Consider the following 24,945-nt stretch of genomic DNA (forward strand, 5'->3'; position numbering starts at 1 on the left):
TATCAATACTCTTTTTATTAAAATTTATTTTTATTTTGATTCTTATTGAGCTAAAAATCATTTATTCTTTTTATAAAAATCAACGCCACATTTTAAGAATTTCTCAAACTCTTCTTTTGGCATATATCCAGAAACTGGTGAGTTAATCACTTGTTGATCCGGCGTTACCAACACATAATGCGGTTGAGAATTATTATTAAAATTAACTTGCTGAAATAGCGACCATTTATCTCCAATTGTTTTCACTTTTTTCATCTGCCCATTTCCCATATCAATTCTCATCTGATCCGCTTCTGGCAACTCTTCTTTATCATCTACATATACCGAAGCCAGGATAACGTCGTTCTGCAAAATCGGTAAAATATCAGGCTCGCTCCATACAAATTCTTCCATCTTACGGCAGTTTTCGCAACCATAACCCGTAAAGTCAATTAAGACCGGTTTGTTTTGTTTTTTAGCTTCTTCGATAGCATCAAAATAATTATGATAAGGTTTCAAACCTAAAATCCCTTCTTTTTCATCATGGAAATAACTCACATTCAATGGCGGTAAAATCCCGCTTAATAATTGTAATTTCGGACGTTCTGCCGGGATCAAACCTTGAATTAAATAAATGACAAATCCAATTCCTAATGCTCCAAAAACCTTTCTTGTCACGGATATCTTTTGGTTTTTATCATCATGCGGAAATCTGATTTTCCCGAATAAATAAAGCACCAATCCAATGGCAACAATAATCCAAAGAACGATAAATAATTCTCTCTTCAGCAAGAATGTTTTGGAAACTAAATCTGCTTTTGATAAAAATTTAAGAGCTAAAGCAACTTCGATAAAACCAAGAACAACTTTTACGGTGTTCATCCAGCCACCTGATTTTGGTAAACTTTGCAACGCTTGCGGAAACAAGGCTAATAAGCCGAAAACCAATGCCCAAGATAATCCGAAGCCCGCTAATGCAAAGGTTAAAACCATTGGAATATTAACACTGCTATCGCTTAATATACTTCCGAGGATAGTTCCTAAAATTGGCCCTGTACAAGAGAATGATACCAATACCAAGGTCAGAGCCATGAAGAAAATACCGATCATACCGCCAGCATCTTCAGCTTTAGAAGACTTGTTCATTATCCAACTTGGCAAGGTGATATCAAAATATCCAAAGAAACTCAACGCAAAGAATAAGAATACGCCAAAGAAGAATAAATTAAGCCAAATATTAGTAGAAATTTGGTTAAAAATATTACCAGCAATACCGTCTATCACATGGAAAGGAATACTTAATGCTGTAAAAATTATCAAAATAAACGCACCATATATAATAGCATCTCTTTTGCCTTTTGCTTTATCTTTTTGCCCTTTTGTAAAAAACGAAACCGTCAACGGAATCATTGGGAAAACACATGGCGTTAACAACGCTAAAAGTCCACTTAGAAAGCCTAAAACAATAATTGTAAGATAATTAGAATCAATTTTACTCTGTTGTGTACCACATTCTGTCAGTGGATTTTTGAAGTCCAAAGAATTAACTTTAAGACCTTCTTGTTTCTGCGCTACGACAGCAGGATGATCTGTTGCAACTGTTTGTCCAGTCGTCGTCAGAGAATCTACTTTAGCTACAACAGCATTATCTTCAACTTTAGGATCAGCTTCTTCTTTTCCGCTTGCTGGAATTGTTTTTTGAAACTCTAAAGTACTAGGTGCTAGACAAATACGATCGTTACAAGTCTGATAGGTAATTTCTGCAACAATACTAGCCGCTTTACCTGGATTTTTGAGCTTAAATTTCTGTTTAAACTGTACCGCATTAGAATAATAAACAATCTGAGCACCAAAAGCTTCAGAAAATTCATCGATCTTTTTACCAACTTCTTTGAGCTTACCGATCAATATAATCCCATCTTTGGAAGACACTTTCATCTCCGTCGGAATCCCAGAATCTTCTGGTATATCTTGAGAATAAACATGCCATTTCGGTTCTAATGTTGCTGATAAAATAGCTTCGTACTCGTCGTTGCCAAGCTCTTTGACTTCATATTTAAACTTTACCGGATCTTTAATCTGTGCATTAATCATCATGACACAAACCCCAAACACAAATAGAAATAATCTTTTAGAAAAATTCATTGTTACTATTTATTTAACATTAAAAAAGTCAGCAATCCTATTGCAAACGTTTTATATTTTATTCAATTATAATTAGAACGTTAGTTTTCGCATTTTCTTCAGCAAACCTGCGATCTTGACGATAAGGTAATACGCCGAGGATCTGATCGTCTTGATCGACCAAAATCCAAGTTCGAATTCTTACAAAAATAGGTATTTTTTTATCTTTCAAAAATTTTGACACTTTCTTTTTCCCATTAAAACCGATAGGATAAAAAACATCATCTGCTTTCGGGCGCCTAATTTTCAGAGGAAATGTAATGTTTTTAGCATTTATAATCCATTGATTGAAATTATCAATCTCTCCGTTTTCAAAATAATCTTTAGAAATTACAATCGTTGAGGATTTTTGCTCCACAAGATTTAATTTTAATTCGATAATCTCATCTTGATCCAACTCTATATTTTTCGGTTGAATAACAATCTCGCGTCTTCCTATTGATATTTTATGCGTTTTCGTAATGAAAATCTTCCCATTGTCTGCGGACAACATTTTATCAATTTCTAGATAACTTTCTAGATTAAAGTTTTTGAGAATTTCATATTTTACAAATTCAGATTCTTTTATTAATAATTCTTTATTGAGAACTATTTCGTTTTCTGATTTGGAGATTGTAATTGTTTTTAAAATTAATTCTATTTGTTGATCGATAAAGTTTTTAGAATCTTTAATAATGCTGATAGATTTTTTAAAATTATCTAAAAAATGAGAATTAGTATCTAGTAAAAGTGGCGTAATCTGGTTTCTGATTTTGTTACGCAGAAATATATTTTCCTTATTAGTATAATCTTCCCGAAATAGAATATTATGATCTAGCGCAAATTGGTAAATTTCTTGTTTTGAAAAACCTAACAATGGTCTGATAATATTGTTCTCATTATTAGGAATTCCGCCCAAACCTTTTAGCCCAGAAGCTTTAGAAAGATTAATAACAAACGTCTCCAATTGATCATTAAGGTGATGTGCGGTAACAAGATATTGCAAGTTTTCTTGCTGTCTTATATCGTCAAAAAATCTGTATCTAATATCGCGCGCCCAATTTTCTATAGAATTTTGTGGTTTATTGTCAATTTCAGAAACATCATAAAGATGAAATTTCATTTTATTTTCTATACAAAATTTTTCTACCAACTCCTGATCCAAGTTAGAATCTTCTTCTCTTAGATGATAATTAACATGCGCAATATCAAACTGAAGTCCAGCTTTTTTAAAAAGAAAAGCTAAAACCATAGAGTCTACTCCACCACTTACAGCCAAAAGGAATGTTTTTTGCTTCAAGTTGGGTAGAAGATTTTTTAAAGTTTCGATAAAAAATTTTTCGCTTAACAAAATAATGTATTACTAATTTCTTCGTTTTAAAACTAAGCAAAGATAAGCCATTATTTAAAAGCATTTTGTACATTTGAACAAATTCTAAAATCTATCATATGAGATTATTTAAAGTTTTCGCCATCGCTGTTGTAGCAATTTCGGCGACATCATGTGTCAGCAAAAAACAGTTTGACGCGCTCAATCTTAATTATCAGCAATGTATTAATGACGGTGCAGATAGACAGAGACAGATCCAAGATCTTACAGGAAAAAATGCCAACTTACAAGGGCAAAATGATTTATTAGTAGGGCAAAATAATGCTTTGAAATCCAGCTTAGATGCATGTCTTAGCAATTCTGGAAAAAGCTCTACCAACATAGACAAGCTTGTAGGAGAAATTAACGCTTCTAATAAGTATATCAAACAATTGATTTCTAGCAACTCCAAAAATGACAGTCTTAACTTAGCATTGTCTAATAAACTGAAACGTTCTTTGGATAACATCGCAGATCAAGATGTTGATGTAAAAGTATTGAAAGGTGTTGTAATGATATCATTATCAGACAAAATGCTTTATCAAGTTGGTAAATCTGATGTACTTCCTGCAGCACAAGACGTGTTAGGAAAGGTTGCTAAAGTAATCAATGATTATGATACTTATAGTGTACTAATCGAAGGTAACACAGATAACACTCCTCTTAACAGTGGTAATTCACCAAAGGATAATTGGGAGTTATCTGCTCTAAGAGCTACATCTGTTGCTAAAGTTCTACAAGCTCAATTTGGGGTTAATCCTAACAGAATTACAGCTGGTGGTAGATCAGAGTACAATCCTAAGACGACTAACGCTTCAGTTTCTGGACGTGCAGAAAACAGAAGAACAGAAATCATCATTATGCCTAAGCTAGATGAATTTATGAAATTAATGGACATTGCGCCAGTTAAGAAATAAATATCTTCTTATCATAAAAACTAAATCCCGCAGAATTTCTGTGGGATTTTTATTTTCCGTAATTTTGAGCAACAATCTAGAGAGAATGAGCTATTTCGAAGAGTTAGACCTACCGATGGATCGTTACTTAGAAAACCATACTTCTGCAGAGCCAGAAATTCTAAAACGATTAAGAAAAGAAACCTATCAGAAAACCACACAACCACACATGATTTCTGGTTATCTACAAGGTAGATTACTCAGTATTATTTCTAAAATGATTTCGCCAAAAAATATACTAGAAATCGGTACTTTTACGGGTTATGCAACGCTTTGTTTGGCAGAAGGTTTACATAAAGATGGCCTCATCTATACCTTAGACAAAAACGAAGATCTTGCCTATCTTCCAAAAAAATATTTTGCAGAAAGCGATTACGCTTCTCAGATTAACTTTATCTTGGGAGATGCCCGCGAAGAAATCAAAAATATAGACACAACCTGGGACTTAGTATTTATAGATGCTGATAAAGAAAGCTATCAAGATTATCTCAAATTGATAAAACCAAAATTGAGGTCTGGTGGCATTATTCTCATCGACAACGTGCTTTGGTATGGCAAAGTTTTAGAAGAAAACCCAAGTAACAAAGCCACTCAACAGATTAAATTAGTTAATAAAATCGTTACAGAAGATCCCGATTTCGAAAATGTAATTTTACCATTGCGAGACGGCATACATCTAATCAGAAAAAAATAATGGAACAAGTAATTTGCAACGTTTCTATCGCGCCAGTAAGAGCAGAAAACAGCGACAGAAGCGAGATGGTAACACAGATGCTTTATGGCGAATCTGCCGATATATTAGAAGTCAACAATAATTTTACTAAAATTAAAATGCATTATGACGGCTACGAAGGTTGGCTAGATACCAAACAGATCACAGTTATTTCTGCGGATTTTCTTAAGCAGAGAAAGCAACATCTTGTCACAGAAACCTTTCAATCTGCGATGACGGACGCTGGCAAAATGCTATTGAGCCTAGGCTCAGAAGTCACTTTCGAAACTATATCTACTAAGCGCAGTAATGACGTTAGAGAAAGCATCGTTATTTGTGCCAAAGAATTTCTTAACACACCTTATCTATGGGGCGGAAAAAGTTTTTTCGGTTTAGATTGCAGTGGTTTTACACAAATGATCTACAAAATCCACAATATCAAAATCCTTCGTGATGCCTCTCAACAGGCTGAAGCTGGTGCTCCACTTACATTCTTAGAAGAAGCACAACCAGGAGACTTGGCTTTTTTTGATAATGCAGAAGGCAAAATCATCCACGTTGGTATCATGTTAGACCACCAAAAAATCATTCATGCTCATGGCAAAGTTCGTATTGATAGCTTAGATTCTACTGGGATTTTCAATAAAGAACAGAATAAACACACGCATAAACTTCGCTTTATCAAGACTTATCTCTAGGGCGCGACCTTCTATTATCGCCTTATTTAGTCCTAGCCAGATCATCGCTACTATCTTTTTGCGCCTAGCTATTATCCTTTCTTACAAAAAGGATAACCGCTGCTATCCTTCGCGCAGAAAACTGTCAATACAATCACAACGCTCGCGTGAGCGGTAGTAAGGGCGCGCTTGCAAAGCGCGGTTACTAACCGAAACGAAGTGTAGCCCTGCATGACGCGGCCTTTTGTTTTTTTAATAGTAATAGACTATGTTTCTCATTGGAAATAAAAAACAAAAGGACACGCCATAAAAAGTAGAATTGTGTAAATTTGACCAAACAAAAAAAAGGAACGAAAATGTTAAACTTCGAATTTAAAAACCCTACTAAAATCATATTCGGTAAAGGCGAAATCGCCAACTTGTCTAGAGAAATACCTAAAGACGCCAATATATTAATGATCTACGGTGGAGGAAGCATTAAGAAAAACGGCGTTTACGACCAAGTTATTACGGCATTAGAAGGATATCAACTTACAGAATTTGGTGGTGTGCCAGCTAATCCAGAATATGAAGTATTGCTAGAAGCGCTTAAAGTTATCAAAGATAAAAATATCACTTATCTATTAGCAGTTGGTGGTGGATCTGTAATAGACGGAACCAAATTTCTTTCTGCAGCAGCCAATTACGACGGTGAAGCTTGGGATATATTAAAAAACAGAGTTGTTACAGCAGAAGGAAAAGGATTACCTTTTGCAACTGTGTTAACTTTACCTGCAACTGCTTCTGAGATGAACTCCGGCGCAGTAATATCTAGACGTGCTACTGGCGAAAAGTTAGGAATGGGCGGTCCTGGATTATTCCCGCAGTTTTCAATATTAGATCCAGAAGTTATAAGATCAATCCCTAAAAACCAAATTGCTAATGGTATCGCAGATGCTTACACTCACGTGCTAGAGCAATATATGACCTATCCAACAGGTGCTGGTCTACAAGATAGATTTGCAGAAAGTGTCCTATTAAGCTTGCAAGATATTGCACCAAAAGTTATGACAGAAGCTTTTGATTATGATGCTGCTGCTAACTTTATGTGGAGCTGTACTATGGCGCTTAATGGATTAATTGGTAAAGGTGTGCCACAAGACTGGGCAGTTCATGGTATGGGACACGAGCTTACCGCACAATTTGGGATAGATCATGCTAGAACTTTGGCGATCGTTGCACCACAACATTACCGTTATTTCTTTGATAAGAAAAAAGAAAAATTAGCACAATATGCAGAGCGCATTTGGAATGTTACAGAAGGAACTATTGACGAAAAAGCAAATAAAGCCATAGAAAAAATGGAAGCTTTCTTTCATACTTTAGATATTAAAACCAAATTATCTGATTACACAGATCAATATAATGGAAGTGCAGAAAAAGTTGAAGCAACTTTTGAATCTCGTGGTTGGCTTCTTGGAGAAAACAGAATGGTTACTCCAAAAGATGCTAAAAATATCATCGAAATGTCTTACTAACATTTAAGTTTTCAAATATTATATAAATCAGCAATTTCTATTGCTGATTTTTTTTATGGAATTGAAACTTCATCCTAAAAATTAATTATATAAATTCCTTATTCAATTCCCGCAACATTGAGTAAATTTAATTCAAAAATTTGTAATGTATTAACTCGTTGCACTGACTAAAATTGCAACTTAATTAATCATCACTAAGTTCTGCACGTGCAGAAATAAGCTTTCAACTCTTGTTAATCTTAATTGTTAATTAGCTATTTTTGTTCTAACGTATCACGAGTCTCTATGACAATCTAAAAAAGTAGCTAAAATAATACAAAATGAATCCTACTGAAATTGTTTCCTCTTTTTCTGCATTAATTAATACGAGTTTTAAAGGAAATACAAACGCCTTATGCTGGCATAGAAATCTTACTGGGGACTTCTGCGAAATAGTATCAAAACTTCAACTAAGAGACAATATTACAGAAATTACTACTCATGAGCTTTTGTCCTTAGAACTATCCGAGGAAGCAAATATCGCAAGAGAAATTATTATAAATGATATACAATTATTAACTGATTTTGGCGCATCTCCTTCTCTCAATTTGCTTAAATCTTATGAGCGAGATGACGAGCTAGATTTCATTTCAACAGATGTCTATTCTTACCATGTTGATCGTTCTCCTATTGCTACAGACACTTTCTTATGTACTTATCATGGTGCTTCAAGCGATATAATAGCTAATGATGAGGCGCTACAAAAAATATTAATTCCGGACATTAGAGAAAAGCTAAAAAAACTACATGATGGACCAGAATCAGAATTCGAAAGTTTTTTAAAAGACTACTTTTTTGATCTCCATTATCAAGCAAAGCCTAATGCGCAACCAATTAACTTAGGGGTTGGACATCTTTGGAGATTAGCCGTAGATCATCCTAAGCAAGAGGTTTTACCTTGTATTCATCGTGCGCCTTTAGAAAAGGATGGCGAGTATCGATTGCTTTTAATTTGTTAATTAAAAACCAAAAAACTAATACTTCAAAGACTAAATTAGCTGAAAATAGGGATTGGAAAACTGCCTAATAATGAGCATTTTTGGATATTCTTATCGACAGTTAAATTTCATTTGTTTAATAAAAAATGAAATCATAAAGAGCGAAGTAATAACTTTACCTAGCTTACTTTTTGTAATAATGAGAACAAAAAACTTCCACTTCTACATTTTATTAATACTATTGATCTTCTTGAGTCCCCTATTCTCGGCTCAAGGGATTGGCAATGACCTAGAAAAAGAATACAATAGTCAAAAATCAGGAAGCCCTCAACGACTCCTAATTACAGGGAAATACGCACAATCCCTTTTTTTTAACAATCAAGAAGGCAAAGCTTTTGCGATTTTGGCGGATAACATAGTCGATGCAAAAAAAATGACTGACGGTAAATATGCAGCCTATTTATACATTATTACCGCAATAAATTACCACCTAAATAATAATCTAAAAGCTTCTGACAACGCTGCCAAATCTGCATTAATATATGAAGCAAAAACAAAAGATTTAGAAACAAAAGGCTATGTAGCTTATGGACTTGGTTGGATCTGCTCACGTAATAATAAAGAAGCCGAAGCTGTTAGATATTTTTTACAAGCCTTATCTTTTTATGAAAAAGCAAAACATTCGGAAAGTTTAAACTTAAGAAAAACATCTGTATATCGTGAACTCAGTGCCATATATGCTAATTGGAACGATTATGAGTTGCAAGAAAAATACAGCAGGTTAACTTTAGAAGCTGCCATCCAAGAGAAAAACCCAATCCATATATTTGATGCTTATATGGCAATGGGCTATATGTATGAACAACATTATGAATCTAATACTAGCCAAAAAGAATATCTTAAGAAAGCAGAGTCTTTTTATATTAAAGCCATAAGCACCTATCAAGCGAACAAAACTCGCATTCCTTTTCCTTCTAACCTGTCTTTTGTAGCTATTAATTTGGCCAATCTTTATCTTTCTCATTTTCCGGAATCATACAGAGACAAAGCTCTATACTATGCTAATGTTGCCAGAAAACAAGGCATTGAAACCAACAACCATGCTCACATAGCTTCTGCCAATGGGATCTTAGCAGAAATTGCAATACAAAATAATAAAAACGAAGAAGCCAAAAAATATCTCCTTATTGCCCTTACAGAACTAGAGCATGAGGAAGGATCTAATCTACAAATTAAGCTCACACTTTTTGAGAGCCTTTCTCGACTTTTTCAAAATGAAAGCAATTACAAAGAAGCAATACACTACCAAAAAGCCTATCTCGAAACTTTTAAGAAAATATATGATCAAGAAAGTGCAGCTTTAGGCAAAAAATTAGAAACTCAATATGAAAAAGAAAAACAAAAACACCAACTTTTAAAATTACAGTTAGCATCAGAAAAGCAAAAACAACAGCTTAAAGAGATGACTTGGCATGGCGTACAACAAGCTCAAAAATTAGAAAACCTACAATTAACTAAAGAAAATCAGTTTCGAAAGTTAAAACTTACCGAAATTGAAAATAGCAAAAAAGCTCAAGAACTTCGCTTATCTCAGCTTGAATCTTTTAATAGAAAACAAGAAATAGATCTTTACAAGACTCAAATTACTTACAAAGAGAAGATTAACAAGTTCTATTTTGGTCTAACTGCTGCCGTTTCATTATTACTTTTTTTACTATTATACGCCTATTTCCAAAGAGCAAAAGGAATGAAACAAAAAGAAAAACTTCATTCTTTAGAAATGGAAAAAGAAAAGCAGAATTCTAAAATTTCTAATCTTACCATGATGCTAGAAGGTCAAGAGTTAGAGCGAGGAAGACTAGCCCGTGATCTACACGATGGTCTAGGTGGTCTACTTTCTGGTACCAAAATGAAATTATCTCTATTAAAAGACCAACCTGCAGACAATATCCAATCCCAGGTAGAAAAATCCATTAACCAAATAGATACCGCTGTAGACGAGCTTCGCCGTGTTGCTCATAATCTAATGCCTGATCTATTGCTTAAGTACGGTCTGCAAGAAACTTTACTAGACTACGCATCCAGAATGACTAATCAGAAACTTGATGTAGATGTTCAGTTTTTACATTACAGCAACCAATTATCACTTGATAGTCAACTTATTGTATACAGGATTATTCAGGAATTAGTTAATAATGCTTTAAAACATGCCAATGCACATCAGATTATTATCCAAATTATAGAAAACGAAAATGATTATGTCATTATTGTAGAAGATGACGGAAATGGATTTAATCCCAATTATTTAAAAAAATCACAATCTGCAGGTTTTCACAATATACAATCGAGAATAGAATTTCTCAAAGGTACTGTACAGATAGACTCTCAAGTCAATATCGGGACGAGTATTGAAGTCAAATTTCCTAAAAACTAAAAAACTATGATTAAAATTGCCATATTAGACGATCACCCATTACTTCTAGAAGGATTGAAAAACATACTTTCTCAACAAGAAGATTTTTCTGTAATTGGCTGCTACTCCTCTTCTGATGAGTTATATAATGAACTAAAAAACCAAACGTTAGATCTTCTATTGTTAGACATTAATCTCGCAGAAGGCAACAGCATAGATCTTATAAAACCAATCTTAAAAAATTATCCTGACATAAAGATTATTATCCTAAGTGTTCATAATGAATATGCCGTTATCAACAGTACATTAGAAGAAGGCGCTATGGGATACATCCAAAAAAATGCTATTGTAGCAGAAATAATCCTTGGTATAAAGACAGTCTTAAGTGGTGAAAATTTCTTATGCAATCAGACTAAAGTTATCGTAGAAAAGAAAAATATGATTGGGCTACAAGCAGTACCAAAACTCACCCGTAGAGAAAAAGAAATCCTAAACGAAGCATCTCTAGGATTAACAACTGCACAAATTGCGAGCAAACTTTTCATAAGTCCACACACCGTAGAAAGTCATCGTAAAAACTTAATAGAAAAATTTAAAACATCCAACCTAAGTACCACCATAAAACTAGCAATGGAATATGGATTAATCCGTCCTTAATTACAAAATATAAATTTATTAATAACAAAACACATGAAATTTTCTTATTTAAAAACAGGTTCATTATTTGCCGCAATATTACTTACAACAAGCTTTAATACAGTATTAGCAAGTCAATACACAGCTATAACTTTTGACCAACCTCATAATAATTCTGATTCTCTAAAGGTAGAAAGTCTAACCAAAGAACTAAAAAAATTAAAACCAATCACGGTTGCCGAATTTAAAGCAAAATTCAAAAAAGAAATCAATGGCTTTAAGCTTACCGAGATAGATGCCTTCGAAGATAAGACCACAGGATCCTTTGCAACTGTTAATTACGCAAAAGGTTCTCAAAATATTTATCTCATGATAAGTGATGGCGCAGGGCCAGGATCTATACAGATTAGAGAAAACCTCATCAATTACTTAGAAATAAAGAAAATTGAAGAACCAGGTGACAAACTAACCATAGAAACCTACAAAGGCTGGCCTGCATACTTTGATTACACCATGTTCGAAAATGATGGTATTACAAGCATCAATTATCTAGAAGCAGGCAGATATTCTATCGTGAGCTCTGGGAACAATATCCCTCTTCCTGAGCTAAAAGCTTTCCTAGATAATATTAATCTGTAAACTCATTATCTAGTCACGGATTTTTAGCTATTATTAGCTTTAACCTCTTTAAAATTTGTAAAAATATTATAAACTAAAAAGAAGCTAATCTCTATGATAGCTTCTTTTTAGTTTTATTGTTTTTGCACAAAAACATCAACGATATCAATAATTAAAGATACTGCAATTAAGTTCTTTACTAATTATTAATCTAAAATCTTCAACTTATGTTACATCGCTTGTACTTTATCATTCAAAAGCCAATCTATACAGTTGAAATAAATAGCTTAAAAACAACGTCACAGGTATTGTAGTAATATATCTAGAAGGTAATTTTTTTTCGAATTCTACTTAACGCCTGAGGTGTTACCCCAATGTACGAGGCAAGATAATTAAGAGGAATTTGCTGTATATATACAGGATGCTCTTCAATTAAATATTTATAATATTCTGTTGGATTTTTTGTAAGAAGATCCAATTCTCTTTTTTCTTTTACAAAAAAGTTATATTCTATAATTTTTCTGGCGATAAAATTACCTTTTTCTACATGCTGATATATCTTATGCAAGTCTTTGTAACTTATAGATAATAACTGCACGTCCGTAACGGCATCAATTGCAAATCTAGAAGGAGTTCTTGTTAAAAATGAATCATATGAGGTTAGAAACTCTTTTTCGAATACAAAACTAGTTGTAATCTGCTTTTGTCCATCTTCATGGTATATTCTTGCGATGCCTTTTGCGACAAAATTAACGTAATCTTCTACTTCATCTTGATTAGTGATTATTGTGTTTTTGGTAAATACTCTTATCGAAATAATATTTTTCAAATAGTTCCTATCTTCTATACTAATAGGGTGAACATTATCAAAAAAAATTTTCAGCGCATTCATGATTTGGTGTTTGTAAATTGAGGGCGCAAGATATTGATTTTATTAAGTTTAATAAAATTAAAAATAACGAAATTAACTTAAGTTTAGTGAGATAGCACTAATAAATTATATTTTTGCAACCTCAAAAAAAAATAGTTAATTATTATTACCATTTATTCAATTGATCACAATATCAATCAACTGAGTAATTTTCGAAAATAATATCATGTATAAAATGTTAAGTCATTTCTTTTATAAATTAATCTACACTACGCTTTTCGTTAGTTTTTCATTTTGTTTTTCTCAAAACGAAACAAAATGCGTTATAGATTACACAAATAAAATTAGTTATGAATGCATATTTAACAAAAACCTAACGCGAAAAACACAAGCAAAAAAACAAAATAACTTACTTAGTAAAAACACTCCATATATACATTTTAGTAAAAATGAAACTACAGAGAATTTAACTTCAGAAAAACAGAAAAATACGCCAGTTTTCACACATCAAAAAATTAAGCTTTCTTTCCTACAGCTTTTAGAAAATCCAGGCGTATATGTGCATAACACTTATTACAAGAAGTTCTTAATTGATTTTTCTTATAGTAATCTATATAAACTACAGTTTTCTGAGGATAACAAATCTTTTTTCAGATTCACTAAGCATTTAATTTTCAATAACCTAAGTAGAGATTTTCAAACGCGCGCACCGCCCGCTTTGTATTTTTCTTAATTCTCAAAACAATTTACAAAATCAACTTTACGCTGTTCTTCTAGAGCAGGGTCAGGATGATCTATTTTCAAATTCAAAAAAAAATGAAAAAAAATTTATTCTTTTTTATCGCATTATTATGCAGTATTTTTATGTACTCACAATGCACAACATGTAATCATAACCTAAGTGGTAATAGTAACAATTACAACTTCTTACCTGGTACAACTTGCGTTAAAGGAGCTGTAACTTTAGAAAACGAAGTCACTTTTTCGCAAAAAGCAGTAGTATGCATCCCATCTAATAGTGTATTAACATTGAATAGCGTTAACCAATTCAAATTTCTAAGTACCGATGAGATTACCATTAATATTTTTGGTACTCTTGATATTAATGGCAATCCAAGATTTTCTCAAAACATCCATTTCAATATTCACCCTGGAGGAAAGTTAACTTCTGGGAATATGATATTTGAAGGTAGTTCTAGCCGTATCACAAATCACGGTACAACATCAGTTTCTAATTTAGAATTAGGTAACGGAAATACGCTCACTATAGAGAACTTTAAAAAAATGAAAGTACTTGGAAACATGAACTTTGCAACGGGAACTTCTTTCGTAAGAAATCAAGGAGAGCTATCTGTAACCTCTAGTTTTAGCACAGGAAAAAATTCTGTATACAGCAACTGCGGTGACTTCCAAGGACAGTTTAATCTCGGAGGCGGTAAGGTTATTAATACGGGTAATTTTATAAGTTCTCAGATTGATATGGGAGAAAACTCTCACGCTAGATTCGATAATTATGGTAATGTAAAGTTATTAGGTAACTTAAATATGGGAGGACTTAATTCTGTATTTTATAATGAAGGAATTGTAGACGCATCTAATAACGGAAATATACAATCAGACGGTGATATGACCGGTCCAACATCCGGAAAAGGCTACTTCTTATTAGCTTCTAAAGTTACAATGAACAATGGTAAGATTGGCCCTAATCTTAATTTCACAATAAAAGGCCTAGGAAAATCTACAATAAAAAGTTCTGTTTTCAACAATAGCTTATCCGTACAGTCGTCTGTTACTTTTGGTGAAGATCTTCCTTCTCTAAAAGCAGTAAAATGCCCTAACATAGATGGATCTTTCCCTGCAAACATCACTGCTAATGATGATAAATTTACTATAGTAGCAGGATCCAATAGCCCTAGCTCTGTATTACAAAATGATGATATAGACGGAGTGCAAGCTTCTACATCTAATATTGTAATTTCTGAAGTTTCTTCCACACATCCTGGAGTCACTATCAATACATCTACAGGGATTATTAATGTCGCTTCGGCTACACCTCCGGGAACCTACCAATTAGTATATAGAATCTGTGACATTAAGGATAAAAACAAATGTGATACAGCAACGGTAACAATAACCGTAACAGCACTTGCAGCATCAGGAGCTTGTTATAAACCTGCAGCAACCTCTGGCACATCATTAGAAACACATCACGGTATTACAGCCCTATCTAGAGCAGGGTCTGAAGCAGAAAATGATAATTGGCCAATGCAAAGAAATGGTGCCTGGATAATTTTAGAATCTAAAACTAAAGGTTTTGTAATCAACAGAGTAAAAAAAACCTCAGGACTTGCCAATATTAAAAATCCAATAGAAGCCATGATGGTCTATGACGAAGAAGCTAATTGTCTTAAAATCTTTACTATCAAACAAGGTGAATCTTCTGCAAAATGGCATTGTCTAACCACTCAAGCTTGTCCTGATTAAATTTAATTAAAAAAACAAAATAATAACAACATGAAAAATATATTTATAGCCATTTCTTTATTCTCTATAGCAACAACCAATGCTCAAGTAGCTATTGGCAAGCAAGATATAAGCAAACTTATTGATAACACAACAACCAACCCAAGCATATCATTAGAGTTCTATGATCAGCCAGATAACGTAAGAGGCATTGTATTACCTTGGACTTCTACAGTCCCTAATAGCCCAGTGACATACAATGCATCGACAGGTGCAGGATATAAAGGCATGACAGAAACAGTAGCCAACGGCACATTAATTCTTGATTTATCTGATAAAAGAATAAAGTATATGAAAGGAGGAAGTTGGTTTAATCTAACAGGTAATCCAAGCTTTCCTTTAACAGTAAAAGATGGATCAAATAACGAAATCAAATTGACAAAGCTCAATAATATTGATTCTTCAATACAAGACAACCGAAAAGATCAACCTTTAGCACAAACTAACATAGGAGCCGAAGGCATTACGGATACAACATCCGGAATACTGGTTCTCTCAGATTCTGACAAAACAATGGTACTACCCAAAGTAGCAAGTCCGCATCTCAATATCCAAAATCCCGCTCCAGGGATGATGGCGTATGACACAGTAAAAAGACAATTAGCTGTGTACAACGGAACGATCTGGTCATTTTGGAAACCTTAAAAAACTAGATTTTTCTAAAAAATAAACTGCAAACACAATTTCTATATATATTAAAAACAGAGTAATATTATTATCACTCTGTTTTTTATTTTTAATACCCTGATAAACTCAAAACTAACTATCTCAATAATTATTAATAATGATATCAGTAAAAGTTTTGTCATTTAACAATAGATCCACACTTATCTTTATTCTGCCCTGAAGTCAACACAGGGACAATCTACAGAAATTGTTGCAAAAAAAATATTAGAAATAGTATCTCTTCTTTTAGCGACCTTTTTTACTCAAGCTTAAAGCTCTTTTTTCAGTATTCCACATTTATTATTATCATAAAAAAACACACATCTATAACGTAACAATTACAAGAAACAGATCGATTAATAATAAATATACATCTTTTACGGTTTTCCGTAAAACAGATTAATAATTATTATATATTTTTGATGGCAATAATTTCACAGAACATTGTCGTAAATCAGATTAGTATAATTTATAAAATTAGATATTATCTCTTACACAATAAACTGTGACTTTACAAAAACTTTAAATACATAACCTATTAACAAAAAGCAACTATAAATACTAAATTTTCAATAAAATAAAATAATAATTGAATCAAAATCATATTAACTGATTTTTTATTATTAAATTAGCACATATTTGTAGATTTTACATTCATAACACAAATGATGAATACAAATAATGATACACGCAACATATTATCTTTTCTCATTAATTGGGGAAGGCTTGATAGATTGTGTTTATATTTATGCGTATTCATTTCTACTAATTTATATTCTGCTAAAATAGATAGCTTAACCTACAATGTTTCAAGTAAACAAAGTACATCTATATCTCTTAGTACTAACCCAGAAAAGCATTCTTCTAATTCTCCAATAACGATTGTTCCTGGAACTATTGTTGCTGGAGAGTTCTTCTACAAGAAAGAAGAACCCATAAAAAAGAATATAGATAAGAAGAAAGTCAAGCTAGCTAAGCAGAAAGTAAAACCATTACAAAAGCTTCAAGAGAAAAAGATTAAAAATCATGTAATTACCTACTTACATCAAATTAAAATAGAAGAACAACCTTCTTTCAATTTAAATACATCTAAAACCCCTTTTTCAGCTTTAACTATATCCTGTAAATGGTTAATACATAATCCCCATCTTAATATATATAACCTTTTTCGTAAACAAATATTAAATAAAAACGAAAAACCTTATTTAAATATTTATTACCCAAAAGTAGAATATCTACTGTACCACCAACGTGGGCCTCCTGCTATCTGAGAAAAATAGAATTCTTTAATCTCTACAAATAAAAGAATATAAATTCTAAGTTGTAGCAGATTACTTCAAAACAATTATTAAACACGAATTTATGACTAAAATGACAAGTTTACTCAGTAAGCTATGTATTTTCTGCATGCTTACATTTTTCTCAGTTATGGCTTTTTCACAGGCAACTTATTACGTAAAAGCTACCGCAAGCGGTAATGGCAGCTCTTGGGACAATCCTATATCTATAGCTTCATTATTGAGCACATGGAATGGAAAAATCCCAATGTCCGGAATTACAGTTTATCTAGCGCAAGGAAACTATTTTACAAATATCAATATGGAATATGCGGGTGGAAAATTCCTTATGCAAGGTGGTTTTCCTGCTAATGCTACAGGAACAGATATCACAGGATATAGTCCATCAAATACAACCACCATTACAAGATCTCCTGGAGCTGGGCTTAGAAGAATATTTGAAGGCTCATATACAGGTACGGTGAGTACTAATGAATTTACAATTAAGGGGCTTACTCTAATTAACCCAAATTCTACAATGGGCTCTATTTTTTATAGATCGTTTACTACCGCAAAAATTAATTTTTCTATGACAGAATGTACTGTTAAGAATAGTTCTTCAAATGCAGAGGGGTTACTAAGTTTTACATCGCACAGCGGTTGTAAATACCTTTTCGAAAAAAATACTTTTACAAGTAATCAACCCTACAATGGTACTCTTTTCTTTTCTACTGATAGTGGGAGCGAAATAATAATTAATAATAATAAATTTAATGATATTAACACTGGGGCTAATGGTGGTGCATTATATTTATCATCTGTAAATGGCATTGGTTCTTTAAGTGGTAGTATTGCTTTCACAAACAACATTGTTACTAATATTAAAACTAGAGCAGATGGTGGTGCATTATATCTCAGTACTATAAATACGTCATCTAGTAGTAATAGTACATTAAAAATATCAAACAATATTTTTTCTTGTATATCTGGAGCAAATAATGGTGGGGCTATATATTTAACAAATGCAAACAATATAAATATTGAAAAAAATCAGTTTTTAGGAAATAGTGCAGTACTGTATGGCGGAGCTGTTTATTTAACAAGTAGTGGTGTACAATTTATACAAAACATTTTCATTAGGAACACTGCAAATAAAGAACGTGGCGGTGCCTTATTTCTAACTAGCCCAAGAAATAGTTCTATCGAGAAAAACTTATTCTTAGAAAACAGCTCAACAGGTACTAAAGGTGGTGGTGCTGTAAGTCTTGCATCTGGTGGTGATCCAACTTTGATTGACCATAATATTTTCATAGGAAATAATGCAAAATCTAATACAAGCGCAAGCAACGATGGTGGTGCAGTTTTTAGCGAAGAAAGTTCAACAAGCAATACTATTGGCGGAATATCCAATTTTACAAAAAATCTATTTTTTGGTAATACCTTAAATGGTGGCACAGCCCAGTCGCAAGGGGCAGACATAGGTTTCCAGTTCTCTAATGCTATAAAAGGAAGCATGAGTGGCAATTATTTGCAATTGGCTCAAAACGTATATGATACAAAGGTGTCAAAATATTTTTCCAGCGGCAGTAATACTTTTAGCAACACAGACAATAGAGGTGTTGGAATTGGAGAAATTAAAATAGATTGTACTGGCAATCCTTACACTTGTGTTAAGTCTCCTAATACCACAGGTACTACTACTCCATCTAAAATTGGAATTTCCACTGTGAGTCAGCAGACAGAAAACTGGCCACAAAGCATCAATGGTGGTGCATTGGTATTGGATTCTAAAGAAAAAGGGCTTGTAATAACTAGAGTTGATAATGTTACCAGCCTTGGTACAGACGCTAGCTTAAAAGGAAGTTTGGTGTATGATAAAAGTAGTAAATGTTTCAAATTTTTTGATGGAACTAAGTGGGATTGTATTACTCAAACCTGCGACACAGATTTAAATCAAATCATACTTGATTACGTAGCTTTTAATCCCTAAATCAAAAAAAACAAATACATTATGAAAAAGATACTTTTAGGCTTAGCAACTTTTGCTGCCATTATAATTCAATCTCAAGTTATTATTGGGCCTACACAAGAAAGTGTTAGCAACAAAGCATTACTTTCTTTCACTACTACCAATCAAGGCATTGTCCTACCATTGGTAAACAATAATATTAGTGTAACTCATACAGCTGGTACGCTACTTTACAACAGAGCAGATAGACAGGTACAGATGTATACAGATAACGGCTGGGCAAGCATGACAGGTGATGCATTAGCTAACTCTGTTGTACTACCCGCTACAGGACCTGGTACAGAATCATCAATAGCCAAAGTTATTATTGGTGCTGATACAAGTAATGCAGCAGGTGCTTTGGTATTAGAATCTAACGACAAAGTATTGATACTACCAAAAGTAGATGAGCCTTACAATAAAATTGTAAACCCTCAACCCGGAACTATTGTCTACGGAAATGTAGTAAAAGGAGGAGTAGAGAAAACCTATATTTTCATCTTTAATGGTGAATCTTGGTACACATGGAAAGCTGGAATATAGTATAAACTAAAAAACTTTGCCTTTGAATATTAAATTATTCAAAGGCATTTTTTTTAGCTCATTTTTTATCTATTTTGATGAATCTCGACTAAGATAAAGAACTCACCGTAATAATAAATTACGAAACTCTAATACTTCTCAAAATCCAATATCGCTAGGCATATACTGTCAATTAGCTCGTACAGTAATTTTTTATAGAATTCGATTTGGCTTACCCAAAGCTTTTATTTTTCATATTCCTTTAATATCTCAATGATAGCTTCTTTATCAAATTTCGGGTTATTTTCTATCTTAGTTACTAATTCTGGTTTCGAAGCAGTAATTTCTTTAAGTTTATTCTTTGTACTATTGAAAGCCCCAACATTTACCTCTTGTTGTTTGTCATTAACAAAATGATCAATTATCTGAACGCTTCCGTCATAAGAATTATTATAATATTCTCTAAACCAATTAATCTTACCATCATACATTATTTCTTGCAACGATTTATAATTAGCTCCCCTATTAATAAAATGCCTTTCTGTACCATCATAATCTTTTAATCAGTATTTTTAGTTTGATAGTTACTAAATTCCACAATTATTCTATCTTATTACTGATGATAAAATAACTCAAATCGAATTATTCATTTATTATGGCGTACAAAATATGATTTTGATATTCTCCATTTTTCTTTGTATGAAACTTTAAAATTCCTTCTTTCTCCATTCCTATTTTTTTCAGCACATTTCCTGAAGAAGGATTATAATCAAAATGAGAAGCAAAAATTCTCTTTAACTTAAGATTTTCAAACCCAAATTCAATAATTGCTTTTGCAGCTTCCGATGCGTATCCATTATTCCAATATTCTATATCAATCCAATATCCTAGTTCTGCTTTATTAAATTTTTTATCTATTCCTAAATCAATACCACCAATCAATTGATTATTATCCTTTAATCTAATTGCAAAAATATATTGATCTTCGTTTCTGAAACCATTTCTAGCTAATTCTATCCAAAAACTAGCATCATTTTTTGAATAAGGAAAAGGAATATTTAGCGTATTTTCAGCATAAACTTTATTATTGAGAATTTCAGTAATAGTTTCTAGATCCGTTTCATCTGGTTGATTTAGTATTAGCCTTTGTGTGCTTATTATCGGAAAATTAGTTGCGATCATTATGTTTAATTGTATTAGTTGAAAAAATTTATTAGTTACTAAATTTGAAAGCTAATATTTTGAGAGTTCTAAAAAAACAGCTAATTATTTTCAAAGAAACTAAATTAAATAAAATTATAGAATTAGAACATAAGGAGAAATATGAAAATTAACTTTCCTAAATCACTATTTACTAATAGAATAAAAAATTCTCCACCGCCCTCCCACTCAACACAACCGCTTGATTCAGAGTGAATTAACTTAAAAATATTGTTACTTTTCCAGAAAAATGACAATATATTTCTTTTATTTCCTTCGCTTGCCCGATATTTTTGCCGGTTTAAACTAATAAAACAATCATGAAAAAAAATCTAATCCTAGCTGGATTTTTATTAGCCAGCATACATACTTTTGCGCAAGTTGGAATTAATACAGAAACCCCAAAAGCGACATTTCATGTAAAAGAATCTTCCCCACTTGACATCACAAAACCTGAAGGCATTATAGCACCTCAATTTTCAGGAGATCAATTACAATCGAAAAACGATGCCTACACAACAGAACAAACAGGAAGTATTGTTTATGTCACAGAGGCTGCTAAGACGCCTTCCGGAAAAAGCATTCATGTGACCAGCCCTGGCTATTATTATTTTGATGGAACAGAGTGGAAAGTTATCGGCACAGGAACATGGAAAGTACAAGGAACAGATAACCAAGCTTTTGCTAACACTCAAAACATCTACCAAAAAGGCAATGTTGCTATTGGTTTTGATAAAGCTAGCCCTGAGTCTGACTTTGCTTTAAGTGTTAAAGGAGCTACAATATCACAAGCCAGTAGCGAATTAGTAAACAGTATTAACATTAAAGGTTTAGCAATTCAAGAAGATGATACTTCTGCAATCATTGATTTTAAATCATCTTATAATGGTCCTGCAATAGAGATTAATTCCATAAAAGAATTAGCTAATTTAACAAGTGTTTTACCAGAAAAAAAAGGATACTTTGAAATCCTTTCAGCTATAGATAGCCCTAAAAACTCTTTATCTGCTGCAAATAGACAAGAACAATATTTTGATGCTACAGACCCAAATAATGCAGTTAGGGTCTATCAACAATTAGGCTATGCGGGTAATGCTTCTGTATATACTTCTGGAGTTCAGTATAGGGACAATTCTTTTAATAACCTTATAATGCAAGTCTATCCTGACGCAGATAAAGCCAGTCTCTTTTCTTTAACATCATTTCATAATAAAATTCTCAATTCAATCGAATTAAGTCATGAAAATGGTATTTTGTTTCAGTATAATAACGGCTCTTATACCTTTCCAAGATCAAGTGGAACAGCCAACCAAGTATTAGTAACCAATGGCTTTACTCCAGACAATCCTTATATTAACAATGCCCAATTAGAATGGAAAAACATCTCTGATTTGGTTCAGGATAAAATCAATATCAAATCGCCTAATGGTAACTGTTTTCAAATTACGGTGACCGATAGCGGTAGTCTTGGTACAACACCTATAAACTGTCCTTAAAAAAACACAACAATATATATATAGCCTATGCATCAACTCGCTGCATAGGCTTTTTTTGTAATAGGTTTTAATCAAAAACTTAAAGTCAAACGCTTTGGTTAACTGTTAATTTTTGTTATTTTTCTGCTGAACGATAAAAGCCGAAGGCGAGATATTTTTTTCTTTTTTAAAAATCTGCGTAAATCGACTGTGCGAAGAAAAACCAGCAAGTTCTGCCAGGTGATTAATTTTATATTTCAATAATTCGGGCTCTTTACAAAGACGTTGGGAGATATAGTTAACTCTCAACTTATTGATGTATTCTGAATAGCCGTCTTGTCTGTACTTTTTCAGGATATAGGTGAGATATTTGGTATTGGTATTGAGAAATGCGGCGAGATTGGGCAATGAAAAATTTTGATCGGTATATTGATCCCCTGATTCAAATTCTTGTAAACTCAATAGGATTTCCTGCTCTTTTTCTGGTGTAATGCCTATCACAGAATATTCAGAAGCAATCGATTCTTCTTTTTTAATTTCTGTGGATAATTTAGCAGAACTAGGGACGACCACATCCTTTTTTATAGTCTCAATTAATGTATCATAATATTGGGTAAGTTGGGCTTTATGCTTTTTATTTTTCATGTAAGAGACCATTGCTCCGGTGATGGACAAAACGGATACAATAAGCAGATAATGTAAATATCTATTTTTGGAGTTATGGATCTCAACTTTTTCCTTTTCACTTTTTAATTGATCATGTTTGATAACTTCTGAAATCGCTTGATTGGTGGTTAGCTTTGTTTCTTCTGCTAGTTGGATAATCTCCCTGTTAATTTCGGCTTCTTTTTCTTTATCACCCTTCGCCTTATAAAAATTGCTTTTAATTTTCAACAAAGCTTCCTTATCGGCTTTCAGATTATTCTTTTCAATCACATTAGAGGCCACGTCAAGATGTTTTTCTGCTTTGTCTAAGCTTCTCAACTTAATGCTTACCGATGCCAAATTCAGGTGTCCTATCACTTGATAAATAACACTGTTATTATAATGCAATTGATTATAGACCAGGATTTCGTTATAATATTTTTCTGCTTCTTTATAGTTTTTCTGTTGATCATAAAGCCCACCTAAAGCATTAAGTACACGCAGGTATATGAAAATATTATTATTATTTTTCAATAAATACAAAGCTTCCAGAAAATACTTTTCAGCAATTTTAGGATTATTGGCGTTTAAACTTCCTAAATCTAATAAGTTGTCTGCTTTAATGCTAAAATAATCCCCTTGTTTCTCCATTTTTTCCAAATCCTTTGAAATGCGGTGAATCACTTCTTCTCGCTTTTTCTCAAGATTCATTTTTTTATAAATATCTTTCAAATGAAATAGCGCTTTAAATTTCTCTCCCTGAAGTTGGTGGGTCTGCGCTAGATTTAAAGATTCATGAATCAGTACAATTGCCCTCTCTTCTTCATTGTTACTTATGTGGGCGGCAGATAAAAACAAATTAGAATAAATAATTTCGTACGGCGTTCGGGCCTTTAGTTTTAATGAATCTCCAATACCGATCATCTCACCTATTGGCTTATTATTGATACGGTTAAAATTCATGTAAATATTTAGATAATCTTCATTTATATTTTGGGCAAGGGCAAAACCATAACTCATAAAGAAAATAGCACTCCAAATGATTAATTTTAAAAACGGATAGAACAATGATAACATATTAAATTCACATTATATGTGCCTCTTCAAAAGAAAGTAAAACATTGGTATTGAATTATTTTTATATTTAAATTAAGTTATCAAAACCTCATTTGATAGAAATAAAAATCACGTAATCCAGAATACACAAGTCACATCAACTTTTGAACATTAATAGCAACAATTCCATAAACTAAAGATAAAGAACAAATATTTTTTTATATTTTAATTTTAAAAATAAATATCATTATTAATTTATGAATGTGTTAATTTAATAAAATATCAAGTATTAAAAAATTATTAGCTAAATAATGCAATTAACGTAATACTCATAGGCCTTAGCGGACTTTCAAACTTAAGAAAACCGAATATAAATCAAGCTTTTAGCTTCAAAAAACCACACCACGAGCTATAATGAAGACTAAACAAAACAAAAATGCTATATTAAGTGGTTTATATCTTAAAGTCTTCATGTTGAGTTGGTTACCCATTGGCATAATTATGAAAAATTTAGCCATAAAACTACTTTACTATATAGTACTTAAATTATTAGATATTATATTTTCTTTTCGGGAAGGAAAATCCCACAGAATTACGAATCTAATCAATAAAGCTAGACACACACAGAAAGATTACACAATATCTTTTAAATTAGGGATTGTCAGTCGAATCGAAAAAGGTGAAA

20 protein-coding genes are annotated in these 24,945 nt (G+C 32.5%); 14 read left to right on the forward strand and 6 right to left on the reverse strand.

The annotated features are described in order from the left end of the window. Positions 1–57: 57 nt before the first annotated feature. Together ACQQ6V_RS05425 and tilS are read right to left on the reverse strand one after the other, a co-directional pair. The gene (locus ACQQ6V_RS05425) at positions 58–2,124 is read right to left on the reverse strand and encodes a protein-disulfide reductase DsbD family protein (protein ID WP_448844536.1); all 2,067 of its coding nucleotides are present in this window, start codon (positions 2,122–2,124) and stop codon (positions 58–60) included. 58 nt (positions 2,125–2,182) lie between these two features. Beyond that, entirely contained in the window at positions 2,183–3,493 is a 1,311-nt protein-coding gene (gene tilS / locus ACQQ6V_RS05430) for a tRNA lysidine(34) synthetase TilS (protein ID WP_528072279.1), read from the reverse strand. A gap of 98 nt (positions 3,494–3,591) precedes the next feature. Between tilS and ACQQ6V_RS05435 the strand changes: the two genes are divergently transcribed. From ACQQ6V_RS05435 to ACQQ6V_RS05470, 8 genes are all read left to right on the forward strand, one after another. After that, the gene (locus tag ACQQ6V_RS05435) at positions 3,592–4,428 is read left to right on the forward strand and encodes an OmpA/MotB family protein (protein ID WP_448844538.1); all 837 of its coding nucleotides are present in this window, start codon (positions 3,592–3,594) and stop codon (positions 4,426–4,428) included. Between the two features lie 85 nt (positions 4,429–4,513). Beyond that, positions 4,514–5,161: an O-methyltransferase gene (locus ACQQ6V_RS05440; protein WP_448844539.1), complete on the forward strand. Its 648-nt coding sequence runs from the start codon at positions 4,514–4,516 to the stop codon at positions 5,159–5,161. Next, complete coding sequence (locus ACQQ6V_RS05445; protein WP_448844540.1) at positions 5,161–5,877, forward strand: C40 family peptidase; 717 nt, start codon at positions 5,161–5,163, stop codon at positions 5,875–5,877. The genes ACQQ6V_RS05440 and ACQQ6V_RS05445 overlap by 1 nt, the downstream gene beginning before the upstream one ends. 335 nt (positions 5,878–6,212) lie before the next feature. Then, a complete protein-coding gene (locus tag ACQQ6V_RS05450) occupies positions 6,213–7,373 on the forward strand; it encodes an iron-containing alcohol dehydrogenase (protein ID WP_448844541.1) in 1,161 nt (386 codons plus the stop codon). A gap of 320 nt (positions 7,374–7,693) precedes the next feature. After that, positions 7,694–8,371, forward strand: coding sequence for a DUF1826 domain-containing protein (locus ACQQ6V_RS05455; RefSeq protein ID WP_448844542.1), 678 nt, complete (start codon positions 7,694–7,696; stop codon positions 8,369–8,371). Positions 8,372–8,600: 229 nt separating this feature from the next. Continuing rightward, positions 8,601–10,784, forward strand: coding sequence for a sensor histidine kinase (locus ACQQ6V_RS05460; protein ID WP_448844543.1), 2,184 nt, complete (start codon positions 8,601–8,603; stop codon positions 10,782–10,784). Between the two features lie 6 nt (positions 10,785–10,790). After that, positions 10,791–11,420, forward strand: a complete 630-nt coding sequence (locus tag ACQQ6V_RS05465) for a response regulator (protein ID WP_448844544.1) — start codon at positions 10,791–10,793, stop codon at positions 11,418–11,420. 33 nt (positions 11,421–11,453) lie between these two features. After that, positions 11,454–12,038: a hypothetical protein gene (locus tag ACQQ6V_RS05470; protein ID WP_448844545.1), complete on the forward strand. Its 585-nt coding sequence runs from the start codon at positions 11,454–11,456 to the stop codon at positions 12,036–12,038. 301 nt (positions 12,039–12,339) lie between these two features. Here ACQQ6V_RS05470 and ACQQ6V_RS05475 read toward each other — a convergent pair whose 3' ends face one another. Next, positions 12,340–12,909: a Crp/Fnr family transcriptional regulator gene (locus ACQQ6V_RS05475; RefSeq protein ID WP_448844546.1), complete on the reverse strand. Its 570-nt coding sequence runs from the start codon at positions 12,907–12,909 to the stop codon at positions 12,340–12,342. Positions 12,910–13,704: 795 nt separating this feature from the next. Between ACQQ6V_RS05475 and ACQQ6V_RS05480 the strand changes: the two genes are divergently transcribed. The 5 genes from ACQQ6V_RS05480 (at position 13,705) to ACQQ6V_RS05500 (ending at position 19,905) form a co-directional block, all read left to right on the forward strand. Then, on the forward strand, positions 13,705–15,372 hold the full coding sequence (locus ACQQ6V_RS05480) for an Ig-like domain-containing protein (protein WP_448844547.1): 1,668 nt from the start codon (positions 13,705–13,707) through the stop codon (positions 15,370–15,372). A 30-nt stretch (positions 15,373–15,402) separates the two neighbouring features. Next, entirely contained in the window at positions 15,403–16,056 is a 654-nt protein-coding gene (locus tag ACQQ6V_RS05485; protein ID WP_448844548.1) for a phage tail-like protein, read from the forward strand. Between the two features lie 686 nt (positions 16,057–16,742). Then, entirely contained in the window at positions 16,743–17,348 is a 606-nt protein-coding gene (locus ACQQ6V_RS05490) for a hypothetical protein (RefSeq protein ID WP_448844549.1), read from the forward strand. Positions 17,349–17,505: 157 nt separating this feature from the next. After that, complete coding sequence (locus tag ACQQ6V_RS05495) at positions 17,506–19,344, forward strand: phage tail-like protein (RefSeq protein WP_448844550.1); 1,839 nt, start codon at positions 17,506–17,508, stop codon at positions 19,342–19,344. A gap of 21 nt (positions 19,345–19,365) precedes the next feature. Then, a complete protein-coding gene (locus ACQQ6V_RS05500) occupies positions 19,366–19,905 on the forward strand; it encodes a phage tail-like protein (protein ID WP_448844551.1) in 540 nt (179 codons plus the stop codon). Between the two features lie 224 nt (positions 19,906–20,129). Here ACQQ6V_RS05500 and ACQQ6V_RS05505 read toward each other — a convergent pair whose 3' ends face one another. Together ACQQ6V_RS05505 and ACQQ6V_RS05510 are read right to left on the reverse strand one after the other, a co-directional pair. Next, on the reverse strand, positions 20,130–20,387 hold the full coding sequence (locus tag ACQQ6V_RS05505) for a hypothetical protein (protein ID WP_448844552.1): 258 nt from the start codon (positions 20,385–20,387) through the stop codon (positions 20,130–20,132). Between the two features lie 139 nt (positions 20,388–20,526). Further along, positions 20,527–21,066: a GNAT family N-acetyltransferase gene (locus ACQQ6V_RS05510; RefSeq protein ID WP_448844553.1), complete on the reverse strand. Its 540-nt coding sequence runs from the start codon at positions 21,064–21,066 to the stop codon at positions 20,527–20,529. A gap of 338 nt (positions 21,067–21,404) precedes the next feature. On the opposite strand from ACQQ6V_RS05510, the gene ACQQ6V_RS05515 reads away from it, so the two are divergent. Then, on the forward strand, positions 21,405–22,580 hold the full coding sequence (locus ACQQ6V_RS05515) for a phage tail-like protein (RefSeq protein ID WP_448844554.1): 1,176 nt from the start codon (positions 21,405–21,407) through the stop codon (positions 22,578–22,580). A 105-nt stretch (positions 22,581–22,685) separates the two neighbouring features. On the opposite strand, the gene ACQQ6V_RS05520 is transcribed toward ACQQ6V_RS05515, so the two are convergent. Next, on the reverse strand, positions 22,686–24,281 hold the full coding sequence (locus tag ACQQ6V_RS05520; protein ID WP_448844555.1) for a helix-turn-helix domain-containing protein: 1,596 nt from the start codon (positions 24,279–24,281) through the stop codon (positions 22,686–22,688). Between the last annotated feature and the right edge of the window lie 664 nt (positions 24,282–24,945).

The organism is Chryseobacterium electrogenes, from assembly GCF_053553015.1.

Coding starts and splice junctions, on each gene's coding strand:
- ACQQ6V_RS05485 (WP_448844548.1), top strand. CDS start 15,403: ATGAAAAATATATTTATAGCCATTTCTTTATTCTCTATAGCAACAACC.
- ACQQ6V_RS05520 (WP_448844555.1), bottom strand. CDS start 24,281: ATGTTATCATTGTTCTATCCGTTTTTAAAATTAATCATTTGGAGTGCT.
- ACQQ6V_RS05470 (WP_448844545.1), top strand. CDS start 11,454: ATGAAATTTTCTTATTTAAAAACAGGTTCATTATTTGCCGCAATATTA.
- ACQQ6V_RS05435 (WP_448844538.1), top strand. CDS start 3,592: ATGAGATTATTTAAAGTTTTCGCCATCGCTGTTGTAGCAATTTCGGCG.
- ACQQ6V_RS05510 (WP_448844553.1), bottom strand. CDS start 21,066: ATGATCGCAACTAATTTTCCGATAATAAGCACACAAAGGCTAATACTA.
- ACQQ6V_RS05440 (WP_448844539.1), top strand. CDS start 4,514: ATGAGCTATTTCGAAGAGTTAGACCTACCGATGGATCGTTACTTAGAA.
- ACQQ6V_RS05500 (WP_448844551.1), top strand. CDS start 19,366: ATGAAAAAGATACTTTTAGGCTTAGCAACTTTTGCTGCCATTATAATT.
- ACQQ6V_RS05425 (WP_448844536.1), bottom strand. CDS start 2,124: ATGAATTTTTCTAAAAGATTATTTCTATTTGTGTTTGGGGTTTGTGTC.
- ACQQ6V_RS05475 (WP_448844546.1), bottom strand. CDS start 12,909: ATGAATGCGCTGAAAATTTTTTTTGATAATGTTCACCCTATTAGTATA.
- ACQQ6V_RS05515 (WP_448844554.1), top strand. CDS start 21,405: ATGAAAAAAAATCTAATCCTAGCTGGATTTTTATTAGCCAGCATACAT.
- ACQQ6V_RS05490 (WP_448844549.1), top strand. CDS start 16,743: ATGATGAATACAAATAATGATACACGCAACATATTATCTTTTCTCATT.
- ACQQ6V_RS05465 (WP_448844544.1), top strand. CDS start 10,791: ATGATTAAAATTGCCATATTAGACGATCACCCATTACTTCTAGAAGGA.
- ACQQ6V_RS05480 (WP_448844547.1), top strand. CDS start 13,705: ATGAAAAAAAATTTATTCTTTTTTATCGCATTATTATGCAGTATTTTT.
- ACQQ6V_RS05445 (WP_448844540.1), top strand. CDS start 5,161: ATGGAACAAGTAATTTGCAACGTTTCTATCGCGCCAGTAAGAGCAGAA.
- ACQQ6V_RS05450 (WP_448844541.1), top strand. CDS start 6,213: ATGTTAAACTTCGAATTTAAAAACCCTACTAAAATCATATTCGGTAAA.
- ACQQ6V_RS05495 (WP_448844550.1), top strand. CDS start 17,506: ATGGCTTTTTCACAGGCAACTTATTACGTAAAAGCTACCGCAAGCGGT.
- ACQQ6V_RS05455 (WP_448844542.1), top strand. CDS start 7,694: ATGAATCCTACTGAAATTGTTTCCTCTTTTTCTGCATTAATTAATACG.